The sequence below is a fragment of the Pacificitalea manganoxidans genome, from assembly GCF_002504165.1.
Lineage (GTDB): Bacteria > Pseudomonadota > Alphaproteobacteria > Rhodobacterales > Rhodobacteraceae > Pacificitalea > Pacificitalea manganoxidans.
The window spans coordinates 2,696,508-2,719,923 of record NZ_CP021404.1 but is presented as its reverse complement, the minus strand read 5'-3'; the positions used below and the strand labels follow the sequence as shown (position 1 = coordinate 2,719,923).

Below are 23,416 nucleotides of genomic sequence, written 5' to 3'. Positions count from 1 at the left end.
GACATCTGAATGCCCAGTCTCAAGGACCTCAAAAACCGGATCGAGAGCGTCAAGTCGACGCGCAAGATCACGAAGGCCATGCAGATGGTCGCGGCGGCTAAACTCCGCCGCGCCCAGGAAGCTGCCGAAGCAGGTCGCCCCTATGCAGAGCGCATGAATGCTGTGATGGGGGCGCTTGCCGGCTCCGTCGCAGGCTCCGACACCGCGCCCCGGCTTCTGGCCGGGACCGGACAGGACGACACGCACCTGCTGGTGGTGATGACGGCGGAACGCGGGCTGTGCGGCGGGTTCAACTCGTCCATCGTCCGTCTGGCTCGCCTGCGGATCCAGAAGCTGCTTGCCGCTGGCAAGACGGTAAAGATCCTCACGGTCGGCAAGAAGGGCCGCGAGCAGCTGCGGCGTGACTTCGCTGAATATATGGTCGGCCATGTCGACATGAGCGAAGTCAAGAAAGTCGGCTATGCCAACGCGCAGGCGATCGCCAAGGACGTTCTCGCACGCTTCGACGCGGGTGAATTCGACGTGGCGACGATCTATTACAGCGCGTTCCAGTCGGTCATCAGCCAGACGCCGACGGAGCAGCAGATCATTCCCGCCAGCTTCGACGCGCCCGAAGGCGACGCCGAAGGTGTGTCCACGCTCTATGATTACGAGCCGGACGAGGAGAAGATCCTGACCGATCTTCTGCCGCTGGGTGTCGCAACGCAGATTTTCTCCGCACTGCTGGAGAACGGCGCTTCCGAACAGGGGGCCCGGATGTCGGCGATGGATAACGCGACGCGCAACGCGGGTGAGATGATCGACAAGCTGTCGATCCAGTATAACCGCACCCGTCAGGCCGTGATCACCAACGAACTGATCGAGATTATTTCGGGCGCCGAGGCGCTCTGAGGAACCGGAGACTTAACCTAATGGAAAACGCAAAAGGCAAAGTGACTCAGGTCATCGGCGCCGTTGTGGACGTCCAGTTTGACGGCCACATGCCCGAGATTCTGAACGCGCTGACCACCGAGAACAACGGCAAGAAACTGGTCCTCGAAGTTGCGCAGCACCTTGGTGAGAACACCGTGCGCGCCATCGCGATGGACGCCACCGAAGGTCTGGTGCGCGGTGCGCCCGTGGCCGATACCGGTGCGCCGATCACCATTCCCGTGGGCGACGCGACTCTGGGCCGGATCCTCAACGTGATCGGCGAGCCGGTCGATGAGCGTGGCCCGGTCGATCAGACCGAAACCCGTGCCATCCACCAGCCGTCCCCGGATTTCGCCTCGCAGGCGACCGAATCCGAGATCCTCGTCACCGGCATCAAGGTCATCGACCTGCTGGCACCCTACGCCAAAGGCGGTAAAATCGGCCTGTTCGGCGGTGCCGGTGTGGGCAAGACGGTTCTCATCATGGAACTGATCAACAACATCGCTAAGGTGCACTCGGGCTACTCCGTGTTCGCCGGTGTTGGTGAGCGGACTCGTGAGGGCAACGACCTTTACCACGAGATGATCGAATCCAACGTGATCGATCCCGAAAACCTGTCCAACAGCCAGGTGGCTCTGGTTTACGGTCAGATGAACGAGCCGCCGGGGGCCCGTGCGCGCGTCGCACTGACTGGCCTAACCCTGGCCGAGCAGTTCCGCGACCAGTCCGGCACCGACGTTCTGTTCTTCGTCGACAACATCTTCCGCTTTACCCAGGCGGGTTCCGAGGTTTCGGCGCTGCTGGGCCGCATCCCCTCCGCTGTGGGCTACCAGCCGACGCTGGCGACCGACATGGGCGCGATGCAGGAACGGATCACCTCGACCAAGAACGGCTCGATCACGTCGATCCAGGCTGTGTATGTGCCTGCGGATGACTTGACCGACCCTGCGCCGGCCACGACCTTCGCCCACCTCGACGCGACCACCAACCTGAGCCGCGCGATCTCCGAGCTGGGCATCTACCCGGCCGTTGACCCGCTCGACTCCACCTCGCGCCTGATGGACCCGTCCATCGTGGGTGAGGAGCACTACCAGGTCGCTCGTGACGTTCAGGGTATCCTTCAGCGTTACAAATCGCTGCAGGACATCATCGCCATTCTCGGCATGGACGAACTGTCCGAAGAGGACAAACTGACCGTGGCCCGCGCCCGGAAGATTCAGCGCTTCCTGTCGCAGCCCTTCGACGTGGCGAAAGTGTTCACCGGCTCCGACGGTGTGCAGGTTCCGCTCGAAGACACGATCAGCTCCTTCAAGGCGGTTGTCGCCGGCGAATACGATCATCTGCCCGAAAGCGCCTTCTACATGGTTGGTGGCATCGACGAAGTGATCGCCAAAGCCGAGCGTATGGCCTCGGAAGCGGCGTAAGGAGCGATTATGGCCGACACCATGCAATTCGACCTCGTGTCGCCTGAACGGAGACTGGTCTCCGTTCAGGCCCGCGAAGTGCAGATCCCCGCTGCCGAAGGTGACATGACGGCCATGGCGAACCATGAGCCGACCATCACCAGCCTGCGGCCCGGTGTTCTGATCGTCCACACGGCCGATGGCGCGGAGAAATACCTCGTCACCGGCGGCTTCGCCGAGATCACCGCCGAGGGCACGACTGTGCTCGCCGAGCGGGCACATCACGTCGACGAAGTGACCAAGGACATGATGGACTCGCTCGTTGCCGATGCGCAGAAGGCGCATCAGGACGCGCATCCGGACGTCGCCGATGTCACCGCCAAGCTGCTGTCCGACATGGTCGCAGCAGGCGAACATATCGGTCTCGACCCGCAGCAGCCGAGCCTCTGATCCCTGCCGGGGCCGATCCGGTCCCAGCGCAGCAAGAGTGAAGCAGCCCCGCCACAACCGGCGGGGCTTTTTCGTGTTCTGCTCCCCTGATCCATGTTTTTAAGGTGCAGCGCGCTGGAAAAGGTTAATTGTAGACGAATGATGAAGCTGCGAAATCACCTGATCGGCGTGGAGGACGGGACAGTGATCCTGTTCTCGCATTTCGAGGATGGCGGCCCGATGTGGTCTGGCAAGGGGCCGCGTATGGTCAGCCGCGCGGTGCGGTTTTCCGAACCCTTCCGCGCGCCGCCGACCGTGTTTGTCAGCGTGGGCATGTGGGACATCGATCAGCAATCCAATCAGCGCGGCGACCTGACCGCCGATGGTATCACCCCGGACGGGTTCAATATCGTGTTCCGCACATGGGGCGACACGCAGGTCGCCCGCATCCGGGCAAGCTGGATGGCGATGGGCGAACTGGCCCATGCGGACGACTGGGATATAGATTGATCTGGAGCCCCGGCGCCTATGCGCTGAAGGCACGCCCCCCGGAGCAGTGCTCAAACAGGGGGAAGGGGGCCGGGCACGCCGTTGCGCCCGACCCGGTTTGGGCTCAGTAGAGCCCTTCGTAGATGGCGCTCAGCGTCCCGTGATCGAACAGCGACGACACCGATGTGCCGTTCCAGATGTTCAGGATCGCCTGCGCAAAGATCGGCGCCGTGGGCACGATCCGGATGTTGGTGGCGTTCAGCACCTGTGCGGTCGGCTCGATCGTGTCGGTGATGACGAGGCTTTTCAGCATCGATTTCGACACCCGCTCAACCGCCGGACCGGACAGCACGCCGTGGGTGATGTAGGCGTGAACCTCGCTGGCGCCCGCCTCCTTGATGACCTCGGCGGCCTTGCACAGCGTGCCAGCGGTGTCGCAGATATCGTCGACCACAATACAGATGCGGTCCTGCACATCCCCGATCACCGTCATTTCGGCGACTTCGCCCGGCTTCTCGCGGCGCTTGTCGACGATGGCGAGCGCGGCGCCGATACGTTTTGCAAGTTCCCGTGCCCGGCCCACACCGCCCACGTCGGGCGAGACCACGGTGATCTGGTCCATGCGGTCGCCGAACTGATGTTTGAGATCCAGCGCAAAGATCGGCGAGGCGTAGAGGTTGTCGACAGGAATGTCGAAGAAGCCTTGAATCTGCGCGGCGTGCAGATCCATGGTCAGAACCCGCTCGATGCCGCTTTCGACGATCAGGTTGGCGACCAGCTTGGCGCTGATCGGGGTGCGGGCCTTGGTCCGGCGATCCTGACGGGCATAGCCGAAATAGGGGATCACGGCGGTGGTGCGCTGCGCGGAGGAGCGCTTTAGCGCGTCCGACATGATCAGCAGCTCCATCAGGTTGTCATTCGCCGGGTTCGAAGTCGGCTGAATGATGAACATGTCCTCGCCGCGGACATTTTCATAGACCTCGACGAACACCTCTTGGTCGTTGAAACGTTCCACCCGCGCATCCAGCAGGCCCACGGTCATACCGCGGTGCATCGACATGCGCCGGGCGATGGCATTGGCCAAAGTCCTGTTTGCATTGCCGGAAATCAGTTTGGGTTCGGTGAGGTTGGGCATCACGGATTGTCCTTGGGCGCGGAACGGGAGGGCGAAAAATCACGGAATCATGACGTTGACACCGCTTAACACCCCACTACGCTGCGATCCAGCTTCAGAAGGGGAGGACGGCATGGCCCGTATCGATTACTACTTTGCGACGATCTCGCCGTTCACATATCTCGCCGGGCCGCGCTTTGCCGACTTGGTCGACCGTCACGGGCTGGATGTGACCTATCGCCCGCTCGACATTATGGCGCTGTTTCCGCGCACAGGGGGATTGCCGCCGGGCGAGCGCCATCCGAGCCGTCTGGCCTTCCGCGCGCAGGATCTGCCACGGCAGGCGCGCAAGGCCGGGATGGAATTGAACCTGAAGCCTGCGCATTTCCCCACCAATATGGCACCGTCCTCCTACGCCGTGATCGCGGCGCAGCAGACGGGCGGCGGCGATGTCGCGGCGGTGATCCGCGCCCTGTCGCGCGCCTGCTGGGCCGAGGAAAAGGACATCGCAGACGATCAGGTAATCCGCGCCGCATTGGAGGAAGGCGGGTTTGATCCAGACCTCGCCGACCGGGGTATGCTGGCGGGAGCCGAGGAATATAGCCGCAATCTGGAAGACGCCGTGCAGGCGGGTGTCTTTGGTGCGCCGTTCTGGATCACCGAGGACGATCAGCGGTTCTGGGGCCAAGACCGGCTGGAGGATCTGGATCTGCACCTGCAGGGGAAGCTCTGATCCCCGCTTGCACGGAGGGCGCGGCTGGCTATGGTCGCGCCATGATCCCCGACAGCCTCCACACTCCATGACTGCCGCGACGCCTGCGACCCCGCTGCAATTCGGCACCGGGCCGGAGCCGGGGCTGGCGATCCATTGCTCGCTCGCCCGGGCAGAGGCATGGGGCGGTGTCGGTGCGGCACTGGACGTGCGGATGACATTGCAGGCCATTGATCTGCCGGGACATGGTCGTGCGCCGGATGTGGATCGCGCCGCGCCCGGCGATCAACAGGCGCTGGCGATGGCGTGGGCCATTGCGGCGATCGAGGCTCGTGGCGTGGGGCCAGTGCACCTGATGGGCCACAGCTTCGGCGGCACGGTTGCGTTGCGGCTGGCCATCACGCGGCCCGATCTAGTCCGCAGTCTGAGCCTGTTTGAGCCGGTGTTGTTTGGCATCGCCGCGGGCCTGCCGGGCCATGCTGAAAGCGCCGCGCGGTTCGAGCCGTTCGACGCCGCGCTCGCCGCCGGAAACCGGGAGGAGGCCGCGCGGCTGTTTACCGGGGCGTGGGGCGTCGGTCCGCGCAGCTGGGACGCGATGCGCCCTGCCGCGCGCCGGGCGATCACCGCGCAGATCGATCTGATTGCCCTGCAATCTCCGGGACTGAGCGACGAGGCCGGGAATATCATCGGCCCCGGTCGTCTGGAACGGATCACCGCGCCGTTGCTGCTCATGACCGGCAGCGACAGCCCTCCGGTGGTGGAGGAGATCTGCGACCGCATCGCCGCCCGCGTGGCGGCCAGCCCGTGGCCGGTGCTGCGCAGTCAGTTGCCGGGGCAGGGGCATATGGCGCCGATCACCGCGCCGGGGCTAGTCGCCGCGCAGATCGCCCGGCAATTGGACCGGGCGGGGGCGGTTCAACCCGCCAGCGCGGCGAGGAACTGATCGACCTCGGCCTCGGACGTGGACCAGTTGCAGACCAGCCGGGCCGCGGGGCGGGTCTGGCGGGCGCCGGTGAGATTGTCTTGCCAATCGTGATATTGCGCCCCCGCAGCCTGTAGGCGGGCATGGGCGGCGGCGTCCATTTCGGCAAAGATCATGTTGGCGTCTGGCTCAAACAGCAGTGTCGCGTGACCGGACTCCGTAAGCCCCGCGGCAAGCCGGGCGCAGGCCGCGTTGGCTGCGCCTGCCATATCCAGCCACAGATCATCGGTAAAGGCGGCCAGCATCTGCGCGGCAAGAAAGCGATGCTTGGAAAACAGCTGCGCGCCGCGCTTGCGCCGGAACTCGAACCCGTCGGCCTGAGCAGGATCGAAGAATATCACCGCCTCGACCCCCATCAGCCCATTCTTGGTGCCGCCCAGCGTCAGCGCATCGACGCCCGCGCGCCATGTCATCTCGGCCGGGGTGCAGCCGAGGGAGACCAGCGCATTCGCGAACCGTGCGCCATCCATATGCACCGGCAGGCCAGCATCATGGGCGATCTGGGCCAGTGCAGTGAGTTCGGCCACCGAATAGACGGTGCCACGCTCGGTCACCTGCGTCAGGCTTAGCGGTCCGGGTTTCGGCCCGTGCACGCCCCGGTCGCCCTCGATCGCCATCCGGGCGCGGAGGGCTTCGGGGGTGATCTTGCCCGCCTCAGACGGGATAAGCGACAGTTTCGCCCCGCCGGTAAAGAACTCGGGCGCGTTACACTCGTCTTCCTGAATATGGGCGATGTCGGCGCAGAAGGCCGTCCCCCAAGGCGGGCACAGCGTGGCGAGGATCAGCGAATTCGCCGCCGTGCCGGTGGCCACCAGATGCACCTCGGCCTCCGGCGCTTCGAACGTGTCGCGCAGGCGGGCGGTCAGGTCCTCCATGATCAGGTCCGCGCCGTAGGACGGCATGTGGCCTTCATTGGCGCGCAGCAGCGCCTGCATCACCTGCGGATGGACGGGGCCGGTATTGTCGGATGCGAAATTCATTACAGGTCTCCTTCCACGATGTAGTCTTCCCACTCCTCCTCCGGCACCTCGAATTCCGGCACGGTCCAGCCGCGGACGGAAATCCCCGCCTCGTGCACCGTGTCCGGAGAGCCGGAATTGAGCGGGTGCCACGGCGCGAGTGCATGGCCTTCGTAGAGCAGGCGATAGGCGCAGGTTCGCGGCATGAAATAGGCGACGTCAGGCAGGGTGCGGGGGGTAAGCACCACACATTCCGGCACGAATTGCTTGCGAATATCGTATTGCGAGCAGCGGCAGCTTTCACCGTCCAGCAGACGGCACGCGACTGAGGTAAACGCCACTTCGCCGGTGTCTTCGTCTTCCAGCTTGTTCAGGCAGCATTTGCCACAGCCATCGCAAAGCGCCTCCCATTCGGTGGGGGTCAATTCGTCCAGCGGGTGGCGTTCCCAGAACCGGGGCCGCGTTTTGCCGGGGCGCGGGGCAGCGGGTGACCCGCGACGACGGGGGCTCATGCTGGGCCTGCCAGCCGATCGGCGAGGATCGTGCGGACCTGTGCCACGTCGCGTCCCATCTGATCGGTCAGCGCCTCCAGACCGTCGAATTTCAATTCGGGGCGCAGATAGGCCACCAGCCCGACCGACAGATGCGCGTCATATAGATCGCCGTCGAAATCCAGCAGGTAGGTTTCGAGGTTCGGGCGGTTTTCACCGAACATGGGCCGCACCCCAATCGATGCAGCGCCCATCAGGCTGCGCCCCGCATGGGGGCCGGTCAGCACATCGACCAGCACCGCATAGACGCCAAAGCGCGGCGGATGCAGCCCGGTAATATCCATGTTGGCGGTCGGATAGCCCAGTTCGCGACCGCGCTTTTCGCCGTGGATCACGGGGCCATCGATGCGATGCCAGTGGCCCAGCATGGCGGCGGCATCCTCCGGACGACCGTCGCCCAAGGCGGTGCGGATCGCGGTGGAGGACACACGCTCCGCCGAGGCGACCCCATCCGTGCCCAGCAGCGCCGCGATGCTGGCGCCAAAGCCCAGACGCGCCCCGGCTGCGCGCAGCGTCTCGGCAGTGCCATCGCGGCCTTTGCCATAGCGGAAATCCGCGCCGACGGTGACATGGGACAGGCCCAGACCCTGAGACAGGATCTCGGCCTCGAATACATCATGGGGCAGAGCAAAGAGCGCAGGCTCGAAGGCCAGTTCGAACAGCAGATCGACGCCGATCTTGGCCAGCCGGTGCGCGCGGGTTTCGGCATTCATCAGGCGGAAGGGCGGCGCGTCAGGGCGAAAGACTTCGCGCGGGTGCGGCTCGAATGTCAGCACGCCCAGTTTGCCCGGTGCGGCATGGCGCGCGGCCTCGGCGATGACGGCCTGATGGCCCAGATGAACGCCGTCGAAATTGCCGATGGCGACGCTGGCGCCGCGCGCGTCGGGGGTGATGTCGTCAAGGGTCCGCATGATCCGCATCATGCTGACCTAGCCCCGGCGGCTGGCAGGCGCAAGACCGCCGCCGCGTCCCTCGGGTTACGCGATCAAGGTCCGCAGGACGCAGGCCGGGCGCAGGGTCCGATCAGTCAAATTTGCGGCTGGGGGCCAGCACCGTTGCCTCGCCTTTCAGCACCACAATGTCACCCACGATGCAGCAGGTTTCGAGCGTGACCCGGCGTTTGTGATGGTCGATCTCGCGCACCGTAACCTCCGCGCGCACGGTATCGCCGGGGCGCACCGGCGCCATGAAGCGCAGCGATTGGCTGAGATACACGGTGCCATGTCCGGGCAGCTGTTCGCCGATCACCGCAGATACCAGCCCGGCGGTAAGCATACCATGCGCGATGCGCCCGCCAAAAATCGTGTCCTGTGCGTAGGCTTCGTCCAGATGCACGGGGTTACGGTCGGTGCTGACCTCGGCGAACAATTCGATGTCGCGGTCGGTGACCTGCTTGGTCAGATGCCGCATCATCCCGATTTCGAGGTCTTCGATACAGATCGTGCCACGAGGCATGTTGTCGAGCATGGGATCGGTCCTGTTTGCCACCGGACCGATCCTAGCACGCTCTGTGGCGCGCCGCAACGCAGAAGAAATAATGCACAAGGTTTGCGCGCTAAATGTGAAATTTAGTTGCGCTTGGGTTTAACGGAGGTAGCCAATGGCGTAAGTCGCATCCATCACATGCTCCAGCAGATAGGCCTCGACCAGATCGGGCTCCGGCTGGCCCTCAGGGGAGGGACCGGTGCGTGTTTCGGCGGCGGCAAGTCCGCCGGTGATGAAGATCACGTCCAGCCCTTCGCCAAGTGCCCCCTGAACGTCGGTCGCGATGCCATCGCCGATGCACAGGATGCGGTCGTCGGGCCGTCCGCCAATCGCGGCAAGCCGCTGCCGGGCAAGGTCATAGATCGGCGGATGCGGTTTGCCGAAATAGAGGCTCTCGCCGCCCATCTCGGTATAAAGCGCGGCCAGCGCCCCGGCGCACCATTCGCGGGCCTCGCCACGGTCGACGATCACATCGGGGTTGGCGCAGAGTAGCTTCAGCCCACGCTCGCGCGCCATCAGGAACTGCGGTCGCAGCTCGGCAGGATCGGCGTAGGGATCGAACGGGCCGGTGCAGACGATGCCTTCGGCCTGATCGAGCGGGACGCGGGTGATCTCGACCGCGTCATCGACGATTTCCATCGGGGCGAAAAACGGATTGTCGTGTTCTTCGCCGATATGCCAGACCTTACGGCCCACCGCGCCCCGCAGCATGGCCGCGCGCGCGCTGTCGCCCGAGGTGGCGATGCTGTCATAGCAATCCTCGGGCACGCCCAGCCCGGCGATCTGGTCGGCCACCGCACGCCACGGGCGCGGGGAGTTGGTGACCAGCACGACCTTGCCGCCGCCCGCGCGGAACACGCGCAGCGCATCCACCGCCGCCGGATAGGCTTCCAGCCCGTTATGCACGCAGCCCCACAGATCGACAAAGGCAGCGTCGTATTGCGGGGCGATTTCGTCGAGGGAGGTCAGAATGCGGGTCATGGAAGGTGTCCCAGTCAGAAAGGGGAGGGGGGATGCACAAAGGGCGCCCGAACGGCGCCCTTTGCAATCAACAATCGCGGCGCGGAGCCGTCAGACCTTCAGCGCGGGAATGATCTGTTTCTTGCGGCTCATCACGCCGGGCAGCACCACGGTGTCGCCCATCGCGGTCATGCCAAAGCTTTTCTCGGCTACGGTTTTCACCAGTTCGTTCGGCACCAGCAGCGTCGCTTCTTCGTTGAGGATATCGACCACGAAGAGCAGCACCTGATCCACGCCATCATCCTGTGCGACGGTGGGCATGGCGGTCAGCAGCGCGTCCTTACGGTCGAGGATCGCGGCGGGCGAGGTCGTTTCCAGCACGGAGACGCGGAATTTCGTGCCATCCACGGCGTATTCCTTGCTGTCCATCCGCAGCAATTCCGCCTCGGAGAAGTTCGAGACGTCGGATTTCGCAGCAAACATTTCGGCGGCGTAATCGGGGATCGAGACCTCAAGCTGCGCAGCCAGATCCTCGGCCAGCTTTTTGTCCTGCTCCGTCGTGGTGGGGGAGCGGAATTCCAGCGTGTCGGACAGGATGCACGACAGCATCAGCCCCTTGATCCCGTTGGGCATGCGTTCGGCGTTGGAGCCCATCAGGTTGTGCATGATGGTCGCGGTGCAGGCCAGCGGCTTGATCGTGATGTCGATCGGGGCGCGGGTCTCGATGCCGCCGGTCAGCTTGTGATGGTCGATGATCTGCACGATGTCGGCATCGTTGATCGAGGCGGGCAGCTCAGCCGGGTTGTTGGTGTCGACGATGACGACACGGTCCTCGGCGGTGACGTCCTCGATGATCGCGGGCGTGTCAAAGCCCCAGCGGTCGATGACGAACGCGGCCTCGGTATTGGGCGCGCCCAGCAGCCGTGCTTCGGCAGCTTCGCCGCGCACTTCGCTCAGATACCATGCCCAGATCAGCGGGGAGGCGGTGGAATCGGTGTCGGGGGCCTTGTGGCCGAAAACTTTCAGGGTCACGTCACTGTCCATTGGGTTGGAATCCGGGGTTTCTGCCGCCTTATAGGAACCGCGCAGGTGAATGTCACCCACCGCCGCCGCCCATCAGGCCCAACAAATGCGCAATGATAAGCCCAAGCGCGACGGCGATGCCGGTGCCGTGGTGTTCTTCACGGTAGGCTTTGGGGAACACTTCGGTCGCGAGCGACGCCGCGACCGCCCCGCCCGCGAAAGCGCGGATCATGGCAAGCCAGCTGTCGCCCACATTGACCAAAGCGACATTCCCGATCAGCGCGGCCAGCGAAAGCAACCCGGCAGTGCCGATCCACAGCGTCAGACTGCGCTTGCGGCTCATCCCGTCCTCGCGCATGTCCCGCGCACCACCTGCGGCTTCGGGCAGGTTCGACAGGAAAATAGACCCGGCCAGCGCCATCACCTCCATCGGGCCCGCTCCGATCAGCGCCACGCCGAGGGCGAGGTTTTCCGGAATGCCGTCGACGGTGATCGCCAGCAACAGGCCCGCGCCGCTGTCTTCGCCGACCTTGCGTTCCACTGCCGTGTCGAGCCAGACGAACAGCCCTGCACCCAGACCGACCATGACGGTCAGCCAGAACGGGTGCAGTGTTTCGCCTGCGGGTGTCACCAATTCGCTCATCACCGACACGATCAGCGCGCCACCGGCCATCGCGATCAGAAATCCCTCCACGCGGCGTGGCAATCTGCCGAACAATCCCCACATGGCACCTAAGACCAGCGAGGCGGAGGTGACGGCGATGACGATCAATGTCATAAGCATTCTTCCGCAACGCATCAGCGCGTGGGCGGTTCACAGCCGGGGCGCAGATTTTGTCATCGGTCTTGTTGACAGCCCGCGGCGCGCTCCTTAAATCCAAGCCACTGGCACTCTCTGGTAGGGAGTGCTAACAGACACAACCAAGAGAACGAAGGAGCGTCTCTGATGGCTTTCAAACCGTTGCACGACCGTGTTCTGGTCCGCCGCGTCGAATCCGACGAAAAGACCAAAGGCGGCCTGATCATCCCCGACAGCGCCAAGGAAAAGCCCTCCGAGGGTGAAGTCGTGGCTTGCGGCGATGGCGCGCGCAAAGACAGCGGCGAGCTGATCGAAATGGCGGTCAAAGCTGGCGACAAGATCCTGTTCGGCAAGTGGTCCGGCACCGAAGTGACCGTCGACGGCGAAGAACTTCTCATCATGAAGGAAAGCGACATCCTCGGCGTCATCGCCTGAGACCGTTCGCGTTCCCACCTGTAATTTCCGATAGGAGAAAGAATCATGGCTGCCAAGGACGTCAAGTTCAACACCGATGCCCGCAACCGTATGCTGAAGGGCGTCAACACGCTCGCAGACGCGGTGAAGGTGACCCTCGGCCCCAAAGGCCGTAACGTCGTCATCGAAAAATCCTTCGGTGCTCCGCGCATCACGAAGGACGGCGTATCCGTCGCCAAAGAGATCGAACTGGAAGACAAGTTCGAGAACATGGGCGCACAGATGGTGAAGGAAGTCGCTTCCCGCACCAACGACGAAGCCGGCGACGGCACCACCACCGCGACCGTGCTGGCTCAGGCCATCATCAAAGAAGGTCTGAAATCGGTTGCCGCTGGCATGAACCCGATGGACCTGAAGCGTGGTATTGATCTGGCCGTGTCGAAAGTCGTCACCGCCATCAAAGACGCCGCACGTCCCGTGAACGACAGCGCCGAAGTGGCGCAGGTCGGCACCATCTCCGCCAACGGCGAATCCGAGATCGGCCAGCAGATCGCAGACGCGATGCAGAAGGTCGGCAACGACGGTGTCATCACCGTTGAGGAGAACAAAGGCCTGATCACCGAGACCGAAGTGGTCGAGGGCATGCAGTTCGATCGTGGCTACCTCTCCCCCTACTTCGTCACCAACCCCGACAAGATGGTCGCCGATCTCGACGACTGCATGATCCTGCTGCACGAGAAGAAACTCTCCTCCCTGCAGCCGATGGTTCCGCTGCTCGAGTCCGTGATCCAGTCGCAGAAGCCGCTGCTGATCATCGCCGAGGACGTGGAAGGCGAAGCGCTGGCGACCCTCGTGGTCAACAAGCTGCGTGGCGGCCTGAAGATCGCCGCTGTGAAGGCACCGGGCTTCGGTGACCGTCGCAAGGCCATGCTGCAGGACATCGCGATCCTGACCGGCGGTCAGGTGATCTCCGAAGATCTCGGCATGAAGCTCGAGAACGTGACCATGGACATGCTTGGCAACGCCAAGAAGATCCAGATCACGAAGGACGAGACCACCATCGTCGACGGCTCCGGCGAGAAGGCCGAGATCGAAGCACGCGTTGCTCAGATCCGCACCCAGATCGAAGAGACCACCTCCGACTACGACAAAGAGAAGCTGCAGGAACGCGTCGCCAAACTGGCCGGCGGTGTGGCTGTCATCCGCGTTGGCGGCATGACCGAAGTCGAAGTGAAAGAGCGCAAGGACCGTGTTGACGATGCGCTGAACGCGACCCGTGCGGCCGTTCAGGAAGGCGTCGTCGTCGGCGGCGGTGTTGCTCTGGTTCAGGGCGGCAAGGCTCTCGAAGGTCTGACCGGTGCGAACTCCGACCAGAACGCCGGTATCGCCATCGTGCGCCGCGCTCTGGAAGCTCCGCTGCGTCAGATCGCCGAAAACGCCGGTGTTGACGGTGCTGTCGTGGCCGGCAAGATCCGCGAAAGCAACGATCTGGCCTTTGGCTTCAACGCTCAGACCGAAGAATATGGCGACATGTTCAAGTTCGGCGTGATCGACCCCGCCAAAGTGGTGCGCACCGCGCTTGAAGACGCAGCCTCCGTGGCCGCGCTTCTCATCACCACCGAAGCCATGGTCGCCGACAAGCCCTCCAAGGAAGGCGCATCCGCCGGTGGCGGCATGCCCGACATGGGCGGCATGGGCGGCATGATGTAATCGACGCCCGTCGATACGATTTTGGGAAAGGGGGCCTTCGGGCCCCCTTTTTCGTGTTCTGGGGGCTGATCCCAAACTTCGCGCGGCGCCTTTCTAGGGGACTCAGCCGCCTACCGGGCCGCGACGCGCGGCATCAGCCCAGCAACGGCTCCAGCGGATCATAGCCAGCCTCGCCAGGCTGCAGCGGTGGACCAAAGGCAAGATCGATCAGGCTGTCGGGTTTGACCCGAAGCGCGGCCATGTCTTCGCGGCTGACAAAGCGGCGCTCGGTGACGATGCCTTCGGGATCGCGCCATGCGGCGTCCAATGTGCCCGTCTCTAGCGTGCAGCGGAAATAGACGTCCACTTGGTGGAAATCCCGGCTCGTGTCGTGAAATTCGTTGACGAGGCACGGCGCGCCGACGGTAACGCAAAGCCCGGTTTCCTCGTAGACCTCGCGGCGGAGATTGTCGGGCAGGCTGGAATGAGGCTCGACCCCGCCGCCGGGGGCGCACCACAGATCGCTGGTGCCGCCGGGATAGGCATTTACCAGCAGCAGCCGGTCGTCATGAATAAGCAACGCGCGCACAGCGAGCCGGATCGGGCGGGAAGGACGGGGCAGGGCGGACATGGGGTGAAACTGGCGGGACGGACGGTGACGCGCAACGTCATTCTCGCCTTGGGCCGTGGCGCACCCCATATTCGGTAGATGCGTCGCATGCTCTTGATCCTCTCGCTATGCCTGCCGCCCGCGCTACTGATCGCGCAGGGTGACCGGCAGCCGCGTGCCCGCCCGGTGGCCGAGGCCCCGGCGCTGGGGGAATGCGTCGTGCTGCTGCACGGGCTGGCGCGAAGTGCCGCGTCCATGCAGGTGATGGCACGCGCCTTGCAGGCCGAAGGTTATCAGGTCGTGAACCAAGGATATGCCAGCACCGAGGCCCCAATCGAGGATCTGGTCGCGGCTGTGCCTTGGGCCGTATCGAAATGCGATCCCGGCCCGGTTCATTTCGTTACCCATTCGATGGGCGGTATCCTCGTGCGGGCGTGGCTGTCCGAGCACCGGCCTGCGCAGATGGGGCGGGTGGTGATGCTCGGGCCGCCGAATCATGGCACTGAATTGGTGGACGAGCTGGGGGATCTGGGACCGTTTGAATGGATCAACGGGCCTGCGGGTCTGGAGCTTGGCACTGACCCTGCCAGCGTGCCGGTTAGGCTGGGTGAGGCGCGATTCGATCTGGGCGTCATCGCGGGCAACCGGTCGCTCAATCCGCTCTATTCGGCGCTGATACCCGGTTCGGATGACGGTAAGGTTTCGGTCGCCTCGACCCGTATCCGCGGCATGCAGGATCACCTCGTTCTACCCGTCACCCACACCTTCATGATGACCAATCCGCTGGTCATCGCGGAGGTCATGCTGTTCCTGCGCGAAGGCCGATTTGACCACGACCTGAGCTATGGCGAGGCGGTGCGCATGGGCGTGGACGAACTGGCCCGTTGACCGGCGGGGCTTACCCCTTGGGCTGGCTTAGCCGATAGACGCCTTCGGGCAGGCTCAACGCGGCGGCGAGGTCACGCAATTGCTGCGGGGAGAAGGTGATTTTCTGAACCCTGTCGGTGCGCGGATCGAGCTGCTCGACCGTGTAGCAATCCTCAAAGGCCTGAATGGTGATGTCTTCCTGTAGCCACGTTCCCCCCTCATCCGTGAGGGTGATGACCGTGGCGCCGAAGTCGTGTTCGATGGATATCATGAGGATCAGATTAGCCGGGTTCCTAAGGGCTGTCAGCGGCGATCTGCATATGATCACAACCTGCGGAACCCGACGCTTGTATGCCTGTGGCGACTGGTCGCGGCGCCCAACGCCGCTATGTTCCTGCCCCAGCATCACGGAATTCGGAGGATATCCATGCCATCGTTCAAGACCCTGCTGGCCGCGACCGGGATTACCGCGACCCTGGCCGCCTGCGAGGTTGTGCCGATCGTGCCGACCACCACGGTGGGCGGCGGCAACAGCTCGGTCGGGCCGGTCGCCAGCGCAGAGATCGCAACCCGCAACTTTGCCAGCGTCGTCAGCCGGGTGGAGCCGGTGGCCGAGCAGATCTGTCGCAGCCAGACCAGCAATCTCAACTGCGATTTCCGCATCGTCGTCGACAATACCCCCAATGCCGCGCCAAACGCCTTTCAGACGCAGGACGAACAAGGCCGTCCCATCGTGGCCTTTACGGCCTCGCTCATCGCGGATGCCCGCAATCAGGATGAATTGGCGTTCATTCTAGGTCATGAAACCGCGCACCATATCGAGGGGCACCTTGCGCGCACCCGCAGCTCCGCCCAGACCGGGGCGTTGATCGGCGGTGTGCTGGCGACGCTGGGCGGCGGCTCGGACGGTCTGGTGCAGACCGCCTCGCAGATCGGCGCGCAGGTCGGCGTGCGCCGGTATTCCAAGGCATATGAGTTGGAGGCCGACAGCCTTGGCACGGTGATCGCCTATCGCGCGGGCTATGACCCGGTGAATGGTGCGGAATATTTCGCGCGTATTCCCGATCCCGGCGACAGCTTCCTGTCGACCCACCCCGGTAATGCCGAACGGGTCGCAACGGTGCGTCGGGTGCGCAACTCTCTTAACTGAGGGAAGGCATTGGCTTGAGACAGGGCAGTCACCGGATCCGGGGCTGCCCTTTTTCGTGCGCACAAAGAAAACCGCCGGGGCGGGGCCCCGGCGGTTTCGTGTCGTGACAATGCTGATCGTGCGGATCACGCCAGCGGTTCAGGCTCCGGCCCGGCGAGCGGCTTGGCGCGGGGTTTGGTCTTCGGCATCGCCGTAACCGAGGGCGCGTTGCCATTGTCGGGCGTGTCGTCGGAATCGGAATTTGCGTTGGGCGGCTCGCCCCGGATGACGCGCTGGATTTCTTCGCCCGTCAGGGTTTCGTATTCCAGCAGGCCTTGGGCGAGGCGTTCGAATTCCTCGCTCTTCTCCTTCAGGATCGACACGGCCTTGACATAGGCCTCATCGATCATGCGTTTCACCTCTTCCTCGATCAGCTCCTTGGTGTGAGCGGAGACCGAGAAACCACCAGCGCCGTTGCCCATGTAGCCCTCATGCGCCTGCTGGTAGTCGATGTTGCCGACCTTATCGGACATACCCCAGCGCAGCACCATCGCACGGGCCAGCGAGCTAGCCTGTTGGATGTCGCCTGCAGGGCCGTTCGACACTTCGTCCTCGCCATAGGTGAGGATTTCGGCAGCCTTACCGGCCATGGTCATCGCCAGCTTCTGCTCGCATTCCGACTTGTGCCAGTTGAGGCGGTCGATTTCTGGCAGCGACACGACCATGCCAAGCGCACCACCACGCGGAATGATCGTCGCCTTATAGACCGGGTCGCATTTGGGCAGCGACAGACCGACGATGGCGTGGCCCGCTTCGTGATAGGCGGTCTTTTCCTTCTGCTCGGGCGTCAGGACCATCGAGCGCCGTTCCGCGCCCATCATGACCTTATCCTTCGCGTTCTCGAAATCGACCATCGTGACAAAGCGGCGGCCCACACGTGCGGCCATCAGCGCCGCCTCGTTGACGAGGTTCGCGAGATCCGCCCCCGAAAAACCGGGCGTGCCCCGGGCGATCAGCCGCAGGTCCACATCGGGGCCCAGCGGGGTCTTGCGCGCATGCACACCGAGGATCTTCTCGCGCCCCTTGATATCGGGGTTGGGCACGGTGACCTGACGGTCAAAGCGGCCCGGACGCAGCAGCGCGGGGTCAAGCACGTCGCGGCGGTTGGTGGCGGCAAGAATGATGACACCCTCGTTGGCCTCGAACCCGTCCATTTCGACCAGAAGCTGGTTCAGCGTCTGTTCGCGCTCGTCATTGCCGCCGCCGATGCCCGCGCCACGGGACCGGCCCACGGCGTCGATTTCGTCGATGAACACAATGCAGGGCGCGTTCTTCTTCGCCTGCTCGAACATGTCGCGCACGCGGCTGGCGCCGACGCCCACGAACATCTCGACGAAGTCCGAACCCGAAATGGTGAAGAACGGCACACCCGCCTCGCCTGCGATGGCACGGGCAAGCAGCGTCTTACCGGTGCCCGGAGGGCCGACCAGCAACGCGCCTTTCGGGATCTTACCGCCCAAGCGCGAGAATTTCTGCGGGTTGCGCAGGAATTCGACGATTTCTTCCAATTCTTCCTTGGCCTCATCGATACCCGCGACATCGTCAAAGGTCACACGACCATGCTTCTCGGTCAGCATCTTGGCCTTGGACTTACCAAAGCCCATCGCGCCGCCACGGCCACCGCCCTGCATCCGGTTCATCAGGAAAATCCAGATACCGATCAGGATGATGAAGGGCAGCAACGTGCCAAGATAGGCCAGAATGCCGTTTTGCTGCTGTGCCTCTGCGCGGATGGTAACATCACGGGCCAGCAGGCGATCGGTGACATCGGTGCCGGGGGGCAGGATGGTGGTGTAGTTCGACCCGTCATTGCCGCGCACGCGCAGCCTTTCGCCGTCGATGGTGACCGAAGATACGTCACCGGCATCCACTTCCTGCACGAATTCCGAATAGGTCCGAACGTCCGAGGACATCGTGCCCTGACCGCCGCTGAAGAGGTTGAACAGAGCAAGGATCAGAACGAAGAGAACGACCCAGAATGCGATATTTCGCGCGTTGCCCACAAGGCTTCTCCCTAAACCAGGTGCCGGAGTGTCCGGCATCCCACTAAGATAAGGATTTGAAGGCCGGGTTCAATGCGATAGCAGCAATCGTCGGAACCGTTGCAGCCCGGATCGATCCTGCCACTGCCATGCATCTGGCATGCGCCCGGCCCCCGGCACGCAGGCAGCGCTAAGAAGCGTCTCGCCTTCCCATAGGGCAGGGGAGGCCGCGAGCGAGGCGCGCGGCACCCCGGTGTCCCGCCATAGATCCCCGCACTGCCGCAGTCCTTCGACGTCGAGGGCCCGAATTTCAGGGGTTTGCGGGGCAGGCTCGCCTTGCCTAACCTGCCAACGGCCGTCCCATAGTCCCTGATGATCTACAAAATGCCCTGCCACTGCTGCGGGCTCCCGCGCGATGCGCAGCCAATCGGCACTGGTGGTGATCACGCATCCGTGCAGTGTCGCTGCGTCACCGGCGCTGGCCTCCAGCAGGCGGGCAAGTTGTCGCGCCCGCGGCGGATAATCGGCGCCCGAGATCAGTCGCAACGCAGCATTGAGTGTGCGGCGGCGGAATTCCGCGCTGAGGGCGGCAAACGTGTTTCGTGGGATCAACAGGTCGGGCCCGTGCATCTGACACAGGCCCCCGATCCGTGCATCCAGTTCCCGGCCCAGATCGCGCCGCGTGGCGTTGAGGTTGTCGATGCTAAGCGCCACTTGGTCCAGCGGCAGATCGAGCGCGGCCAGCGCCCGGCGCAGGCGCACCCGCTCGAACCGGGTGTCTGCGTTCGACGGATCGTCGATCCAGTCCTGCCCGTGTGACGTGAGCAGCGTCCGTAGCGCGTCGCGGGTCGTGTTAAGAAGCGGGCGATGAAACTGGACGCCATCGCGGCTGAAACGCCGCCGCATGCCAGACAGACCATCCAGCCCGGCCCCGCGCCCCAGTCCCATCAGAAACGTCTCGATGTTGTCGTCGCGCGTGTGGCCCAAGGCGACATGCTCGATGCCACCCTGCCGAGCCCAATCGCCGATCAGCCGGTAGCGGGCGCGCCGTGCCTGATCCTGGAGGTTGCCGCGCCCGTCCCAGCCGTCCCAGCGCAGGATGTCATGCGGAATGCCCAGCGGGATGCAGATGGCCGATACGCGGAGCGCTTCGTCGGCGGCGGCCGGGCGGAGCCCGTGATCGACGGTGACGGCGACCAGCGGGGGCGGATCAGCCTGCGCACGTGCCCAGTCCCGCAGCGCGTAGAGCAGACCGAGCGAATCGCTGCCGCCCGAAACGGCGACGGCGATAGGGCCTGCGCGCGTTTCGGGCGGGTCTTGCTCAAAATGGCTGGAAAGGGCCGCGGCTGGCGTCACGCGCTCAGTTGCAGCCCAGATTGCGCCGGGACTGTCCGGCATCGAAGGCAACGTCCGATTGCGGGAAACGGGCCTGCACTTCGCCCAAGGTCACACAGGCCTCGTTGGTCTGGCCCAGCTGACCCAGCGACACACCCAGCATGTAGAGCGCATTTGGCGCTTTGCCGCCTTCGGGATCGCCGGAGAAGCTTTCCAGATAGGCCCGCGCGGCAGGGGCAGTATCGCCAAGCGCGGTCAGCGCTTCACCACGCCAGAAATGCGCAGGTCCGGTCAGCGGTCCGCCCGGATAGGTCTCGGCAAAGGTCGCAAACTCGTCAGCGGCGCTGCGAAAGCTACCGGAGTCGAGGGCCGCCTTCGCCCGATCGAAATCCGCCTGTTCACTCATCGCCAGCTGCGGCGCGTTGCCCGCGCTGGCCCCGGCACCGCCATTGCCCGGCGCAGGCAGGTTGGCCACGCCGTCATTGATCAGGCCACCGCCAGCGCCACCGCCGGTGCCACCCCCGAAGCTGCCCGATGTGCCGCCGCCGCGCACCGCCGGCATCTCACCGCCGCCAAGAGTCGCGGTCTGGCCGAGCGATCCCAGATCACAATCCTGTTCCAGTTCGCACAAACGAAATTCGAGATCGCCGACCCGGTTGGTGCCGTCGGTCACGACGACATTGATGCGATGCTGCAATTCTTCGGTCTGGGAGGTTAGGCGCTGCAACTCGCTTTCGATGTTGTCGAGCCGCTCCAGCGCGGAGCCTCCGGCCACGGCACCACCCGGCGCGCCGGTGGTGACCAGTTCACGCTTCAGGCGCTGCACTTCGACATAGAGCACCGACAGCTCCTGCCGGATATCGGCGAGGGTTTCGGTATTCGCCTGCGCCGCGACGGGCGCGGCGAGCGGCCCGCTCAGGCCGAGCGTGGCTAAGGTCAGGACAGCTAGAAGATGGCGCATGGCGGAAGCTTTCTCAGTGTGGACCGGCGTGGCACCGGGCCGGGTGGCGTGCCGGACCGGGCATGAGGGCCCGGACCGGCAAAGGTTGTAGACGCGTCGGGATCAGACCCCGGCGCCAGCGGCCAGCACGGTCACCGCGCGGCGGTTCTTGGCATAGCAGGCCTCGGTCGAGCAGACCTCGATCGGGCGTTCCTTGCCGTAGGTGACGGTGCGCAGCCGGCTCGGCGAAATGCCGCGCGAGATCAGGTACTCCTGCGCGGCGTTCGCCCGGCGAGCGCCCAGTGCAAGGTTGTATTCGCGGGTGCCCTGCTCATCGGCGTGACCTTCGATGATGGCCGTATATTCGGGGTTCGACTGCAACCAGGTGGCCTGCCCCGACAGGGTGTTGCGGGCTGTGTCGCTGAGCGTGGACTGATCCACCGCGAACAGGACGCGATCCCCGACGGTCTGGTTGAAATAGGCCACCGACCGGGGATCGGACGGGCCGCCGGTGCCCGCGCCTGCGGAATAGTTCTGATTGCTCAGCCCGGCATCGGCGCCGTAGCCGCCCCCGGCATACTGGTCGGGGCTGGTGCAGGCGGCAGCGCCGATCACAGCGATAAGGGCAAGACCACGCAGGGCGCGGCGGGTCGTAAAGATATTGGAAAGGACGGTCATGTCAGTCTGTCTCTCGTTCCTCGGGGCGCGTCTGGACCTGTCTGCGATCCATGACTGCGCGATGGGGCCGGGCGCGACGGTCAGCCGCCGCGCGGGGCAGGGGTGTCTGCCAAGGTCCCGGGCGGGTGCGCGCGCCGGGGCTTTGGCACAGGTCGTGCGATCAGGGGAGCGGCTCGCCATCGCCCGCGAGAACCGGGGCGTATTCGCCTGTCCGTCCCAGCGCAGAAGCTCCGCCCGGCTCACCGAGCCCCGGCGCGTCGCAGGCCGCAAGGCCCAGAATCAGGGCCATGATCGCGGCGCTCGAAAAGGGTCTGGTCATGTGCGGCTTACTCCTGTCGCTCTCGTTACGTCATGTCCTACCATTGCCGGGCAGGGCGGGGAATTCAATCGCCCGTGCGCGGCGCGGCGTAGGGGCGCCGCCGATCCGCCCCGAGGGTCAGATCGACGGCACTGCGGATTATTGCAGCAGCGGGGACCATGCCGGGTCAGAAGCGGAGCCCCCCGTGGGCACACGTTTCAGGTTCCGGCCTGAGATGTCGACGGAATACAGCGTCGGCTGTCCGCCCGCGCCCGCGCTTTCGCGGGTGAACATCAGCACCCGGCCATTGGGCGCCCATGTCGGACCTTCGTCGAGGAAAGACGCCGTCAGAAGCCGCTCTTCGGAGCCGTCAGTGCGCATCACACCAATGTGGAACCGGCCTGCGTTCTGCTTGGTAAACGCGATAAGATCGCCGCGCGGGGACCACACCGGCGTGCCGTAGCGCCCTTCGCCAAAGCTGATGCGCCGCGCTTCGCCGCCCGATGCGGGCATGATGTAAAGCTGCTGGGTGCCGGACCGGTCGCTTTCAAACACGATCTGGCTGCCATCGGGGGAGAAACTCGGCGCGGTCTCGATCGAGGGCGCGGAGGTTAGGCGCTGCGGCGCGCCGCCGTTGACGTTCAGCGAATAGATGTCGGTATTTCCGCCCTGTGCCAGCGAGTAGACCACGGTCTGCCCGTCCGGCGCGAAGCGCGGCGCAAAGGTCATGGTGCCCGGCTGATCCTCCAACGCGCGGCGCTGCACGGTGCCGACATTCATCAGATAGATCTTTGGGAAGCCGGTTTCGTAGCTGGTATACAGCACCCGGTCGCCGGTGGGCGAGAACCGGGGCGCCAGCACGATCGACGAACTGTCGGTCAGGTATTGGACGTTTGCACCATCGTAATCCATGACGGCCAGCCGTTTGCGGCGGGCATCCTTCGGGCCATCCTCGGCCACGAACACCACGCGGCTGTCAAAATAGCCGCCCTCGCCGGTGATCCGGGAATAGACCTGATCGGCGACCTTATGCGCGATGCGGCGCCAGCTGTCGGACGACCCGCCCAGTTGCAGCCCGTCACCCAAGGGCGCTTCGGAAAACACGTCGAAGAGGCGGAATTTTACATTCACTTGCCCGCTGCCATCGACCGATACGGCGCCGGTGATCAGCGCCTGTGCGTTGATCGCTTTCCAGTCGGGATACTGAACGTTGGCGTCGAAATCCGAAACTTGGCTGATAAAGGCCGAGGAGGGGATCTGCCGGAACAGCCCGGTGCCGACCAAGTCGTCAGCGACGACCTGACTGATCTGCGCGGCAAGCTCACCGGCATTGCCGGATTCGGCCTCGAAGGTCGGAATGGCGAAGGGCAGCGGTTCGATCACGCCTTCGGTGATCTCGATGCGCAGCGGCCCGTTCTGGGCCGTGGCCGGGACGGTGGCGCCCAGCGTCATCGCCATCGCGGCCAGTGTCAGTGCTGCAAGTCCGGATGCTGCGCTGCTGCGCGCTCCGGCCATGATCCCGCGGTTCACCCGTGAGAATGCCATGTCGTTCCCCTCTCTCTATCCGACCCGGTTTGCCCGGAGGTCAAATGCGCC

The 23,416-nt window shown here is 64.4% G+C and carries 26 protein-coding genes; 10 read left to right on the top strand and 16 right to left on the bottom strand.

The window, feature by feature from the left end:
• Positions 1–9 precede the first annotated feature (9 nt).
• The 4 genes from CBW24_RS12375 (at position 10) to CBW24_RS12360 (ending at position 3,254) form a co-directional block, all read left to right on the top strand.
• Entirely contained in the window at positions 10–891 is an 882-nt protein-coding gene (locus CBW24_RS12375; RefSeq protein WP_088663636.1) for a F0F1 ATP synthase subunit gamma, read from the top strand.
• Positions 892–911: 20 nt separating this feature from the next.
• Positions 912–2,336, top strand: coding sequence for a F0F1 ATP synthase subunit beta (gene atpD / locus CBW24_RS12370; RefSeq protein ID WP_088663637.1), 1,425 nt, complete (start codon positions 912–914; stop codon positions 2,334–2,336).
• Between the two features lie 9 nt (positions 2,337–2,345).
• On the top strand, positions 2,346–2,765 hold the full coding sequence (locus CBW24_RS12365) for a F0F1 ATP synthase subunit epsilon (RefSeq protein ID WP_088663638.1): 420 nt from the start codon (positions 2,346–2,348) through the stop codon (positions 2,763–2,765).
• A 138-nt stretch (positions 2,766–2,903) separates the two neighbouring features.
• Positions 2,904–3,254: an H-type lectin domain-containing protein gene (locus tag CBW24_RS12360; RefSeq protein WP_088663639.1), complete on the top strand. Its 351-nt coding sequence runs from the start codon at positions 2,904–2,906 to the stop codon at positions 3,252–3,254.
• 103 nt (positions 3,255–3,357) lie between these two features.
• Here the strand turns inward: CBW24_RS12360 and CBW24_RS12355 are convergent, their stop codons facing one another.
• Positions 3,358–4,368, bottom strand: coding sequence for a ribose-phosphate pyrophosphokinase (locus tag CBW24_RS12355; protein ID WP_088663640.1), 1,011 nt, complete (start codon positions 4,366–4,368; stop codon positions 3,358–3,360).
• A 112-nt stretch (positions 4,369–4,480) separates the two neighbouring features.
• On the opposite strand from CBW24_RS12355, the gene CBW24_RS12350 reads away from it, so the two are divergent.
• The gene (locus CBW24_RS12350; protein ID WP_088663641.1) at positions 4,481–5,080 is read left to right on the top strand and encodes a 2-hydroxychromene-2-carboxylate isomerase; all 600 of its coding nucleotides are present in this window, start codon (positions 4,481–4,483) and stop codon (positions 5,078–5,080) included.
• Positions 5,081–5,147: 67 nt separating this feature from the next.
• On the top strand, positions 5,148–6,002 hold the full coding sequence (locus CBW24_RS12345; RefSeq protein ID WP_097373769.1) for an alpha/beta fold hydrolase: 855 nt from the start codon (positions 5,148–5,150) through the stop codon (positions 6,000–6,002).
• Here the strand turns inward: CBW24_RS12345 and CBW24_RS12340 are convergent.
• The 7 genes from CBW24_RS12340 to CBW24_RS12310 all read right to left on the bottom strand — a co-directional run bounded on the left by CBW24_RS12340 (position 5,975) and on the right by CBW24_RS12310 (position 11,797).
• Positions 5,975–7,021: a threonine aldolase family protein gene (locus CBW24_RS12340; protein ID WP_097373768.1), complete on the bottom strand. Its 1,047-nt coding sequence runs from the start codon at positions 7,019–7,021 to the stop codon at positions 5,975–5,977. The two genes, CBW24_RS12345 and CBW24_RS12340, sit on opposite strands and share 28 nt — an antisense overlap.
• A complete protein-coding gene (locus CBW24_RS12335; protein WP_088663644.1) occupies positions 7,021–7,512 on the bottom strand; it encodes a YcgN family cysteine cluster protein in 492 nt (163 codons plus the stop codon). Before CBW24_RS12335 ends, CBW24_RS12340 begins: the two co-directional genes overlap by 1 nt.
• A complete protein-coding gene (locus tag CBW24_RS12330) occupies positions 7,509–8,471 on the bottom strand; it encodes a bifunctional riboflavin kinase/FAD synthetase (RefSeq protein ID WP_097374234.1) in 963 nt (320 codons plus the stop codon). Before CBW24_RS12330 ends, CBW24_RS12335 begins: the two co-directional genes overlap by 4 nt.
• 103 nt (positions 8,472–8,574) lie before the next feature.
• A complete protein-coding gene (locus CBW24_RS12325; protein ID WP_097373767.1) occupies positions 8,575–9,018 on the bottom strand; it encodes a MaoC family dehydratase in 444 nt (147 codons plus the stop codon).
• A gap of 117 nt (positions 9,019–9,135) precedes the next feature.
• Positions 9,136–10,017 (bottom strand): TIGR01459 family HAD-type hydrolase, encoded by an 882-nt coding sequence (locus CBW24_RS12320; protein WP_088663646.1) that lies wholly within the window; start codon positions 10,015–10,017, stop codon positions 9,136–9,138.
• Positions 10,018–10,107: 90 nt separating this feature from the next.
• A complete protein-coding gene (locus CBW24_RS12315) occupies positions 10,108–11,028 on the bottom strand; it encodes a manganese-dependent inorganic pyrophosphatase (protein WP_097374233.1) in 921 nt (306 codons plus the stop codon).
• Positions 11,029–11,092: 64 nt separating this feature from the next.
• Entirely contained in the window at positions 11,093–11,797 is a 705-nt protein-coding gene (locus tag CBW24_RS12310) for a ZIP family metal transporter (RefSeq protein ID WP_198405184.1), read from the bottom strand.
• A 168-nt stretch (positions 11,798–11,965) separates the two neighbouring features.
• Between CBW24_RS12310 and CBW24_RS12305 the strand changes: the two genes are divergently transcribed.
• Both CBW24_RS12305 and groL read left to right on the top strand, forming a co-directional pair.
• On the top strand, positions 11,966–12,253 hold the full coding sequence (locus CBW24_RS12305) for a co-chaperone GroES (RefSeq protein ID WP_088663648.1): 288 nt from the start codon (positions 11,966–11,968) through the stop codon (positions 12,251–12,253).
• A 45-nt stretch (positions 12,254–12,298) separates the two neighbouring features.
• Positions 12,299–13,942, top strand: a complete 1,644-nt coding sequence (groL, locus tag CBW24_RS12300; protein ID WP_088663649.1) for a chaperonin GroEL — start codon at positions 12,299–12,301, stop codon at positions 13,940–13,942.
• A gap of 133 nt (positions 13,943–14,075) precedes the next feature.
• On the opposite strand, the gene CBW24_RS12295 is transcribed toward groL, so the two are convergent.
• Positions 14,076–14,552 (bottom strand): NUDIX domain-containing protein, encoded by a 477-nt coding sequence (locus CBW24_RS12295; protein WP_097374232.1) that lies wholly within the window; start codon positions 14,550–14,552, stop codon positions 14,076–14,078.
• An 87-nt stretch (positions 14,553–14,639) separates the two neighbouring features.
• Here CBW24_RS12295 and CBW24_RS12290 point away from each other — a divergent pair, with 87 nt between their 5' ends.
• Entirely contained in the window at positions 14,640–15,419 is a 780-nt protein-coding gene (locus CBW24_RS12290; protein WP_374708971.1) for an alpha/beta hydrolase, read from the top strand.
• Between the two features lie 10 nt (positions 15,420–15,429).
• Here CBW24_RS12290 and CBW24_RS12285 read toward each other — a convergent pair whose 3' ends face one another.
• A complete protein-coding gene (locus CBW24_RS12285) occupies positions 15,430–15,669 on the bottom strand; it encodes a DUF8831 family protein (protein ID WP_097374231.1) in 240 nt (79 codons plus the stop codon).
• Between the two features lie 156 nt (positions 15,670–15,825).
• Between CBW24_RS12285 and CBW24_RS12280 the strand changes: the two genes are divergently transcribed.
• Positions 15,826–16,548 carry a M48 family metallopeptidase gene (locus CBW24_RS12280; protein ID WP_088663651.1) on the top strand — a complete coding sequence of 241 codons (723 nt, stop codon included), beginning with the start codon at positions 15,826–15,828 and terminating at the stop codon, positions 16,546–16,548.
• Between the two features lie 125 nt (positions 16,549–16,673).
• On the opposite strand, the gene ftsH is transcribed toward CBW24_RS12280, so the two are convergent.
• The 6 genes from ftsH to tolB all read right to left on the bottom strand — a co-directional run bounded on the left by ftsH (position 16,674) and on the right by tolB (position 23,278).
• Complete coding sequence (gene ftsH, locus CBW24_RS12275) at positions 16,674–18,590, bottom strand: ATP-dependent zinc metalloprotease FtsH (RefSeq protein ID WP_097373764.1); 1,917 nt, start codon at positions 18,588–18,590, stop codon at positions 16,674–16,676.
• Between the two features lie 69 nt (positions 18,591–18,659).
• A complete protein-coding gene (tilS, locus tag CBW24_RS12270) occupies positions 18,660–19,967 on the bottom strand; it encodes a tRNA lysidine(34) synthetase TilS (protein ID WP_097373763.1) in 1,308 nt (435 codons plus the stop codon).
• On the bottom strand, positions 19,930–20,865 hold the full coding sequence (ybgF, locus tag CBW24_RS12265; RefSeq protein ID WP_097373762.1) for a tol-pal system protein YbgF: 936 nt from the start codon (positions 20,863–20,865) through the stop codon (positions 19,930–19,932). Before ybgF ends, tilS begins: the two co-directional genes overlap by 38 nt.
• A 102-nt stretch (positions 20,866–20,967) precedes the next feature.
• On the bottom strand, positions 20,968–21,522 hold the full coding sequence (gene pal / locus CBW24_RS12260; protein ID WP_088663655.1) for a peptidoglycan-associated lipoprotein Pal: 555 nt from the start codon (positions 21,520–21,522) through the stop codon (positions 20,968–20,970).
• 160 nt (positions 21,523–21,682) lie between these two features.
• Positions 21,683–21,841 (bottom strand): hypothetical protein, encoded by a 159-nt coding sequence (locus CBW24_RS18405; RefSeq protein WP_157773216.1) that lies wholly within the window; start codon positions 21,839–21,841, stop codon positions 21,683–21,685.
• Between the two features lie 138 nt (positions 21,842–21,979).
• A complete protein-coding gene (tolB, locus tag CBW24_RS12255; protein ID WP_232530324.1) occupies positions 21,980–23,278 on the bottom strand; it encodes a Tol-Pal system beta propeller repeat protein TolB in 1,299 nt (432 codons plus the stop codon).
• Positions 23,279–23,416 lie beyond the last annotated feature (138 nt).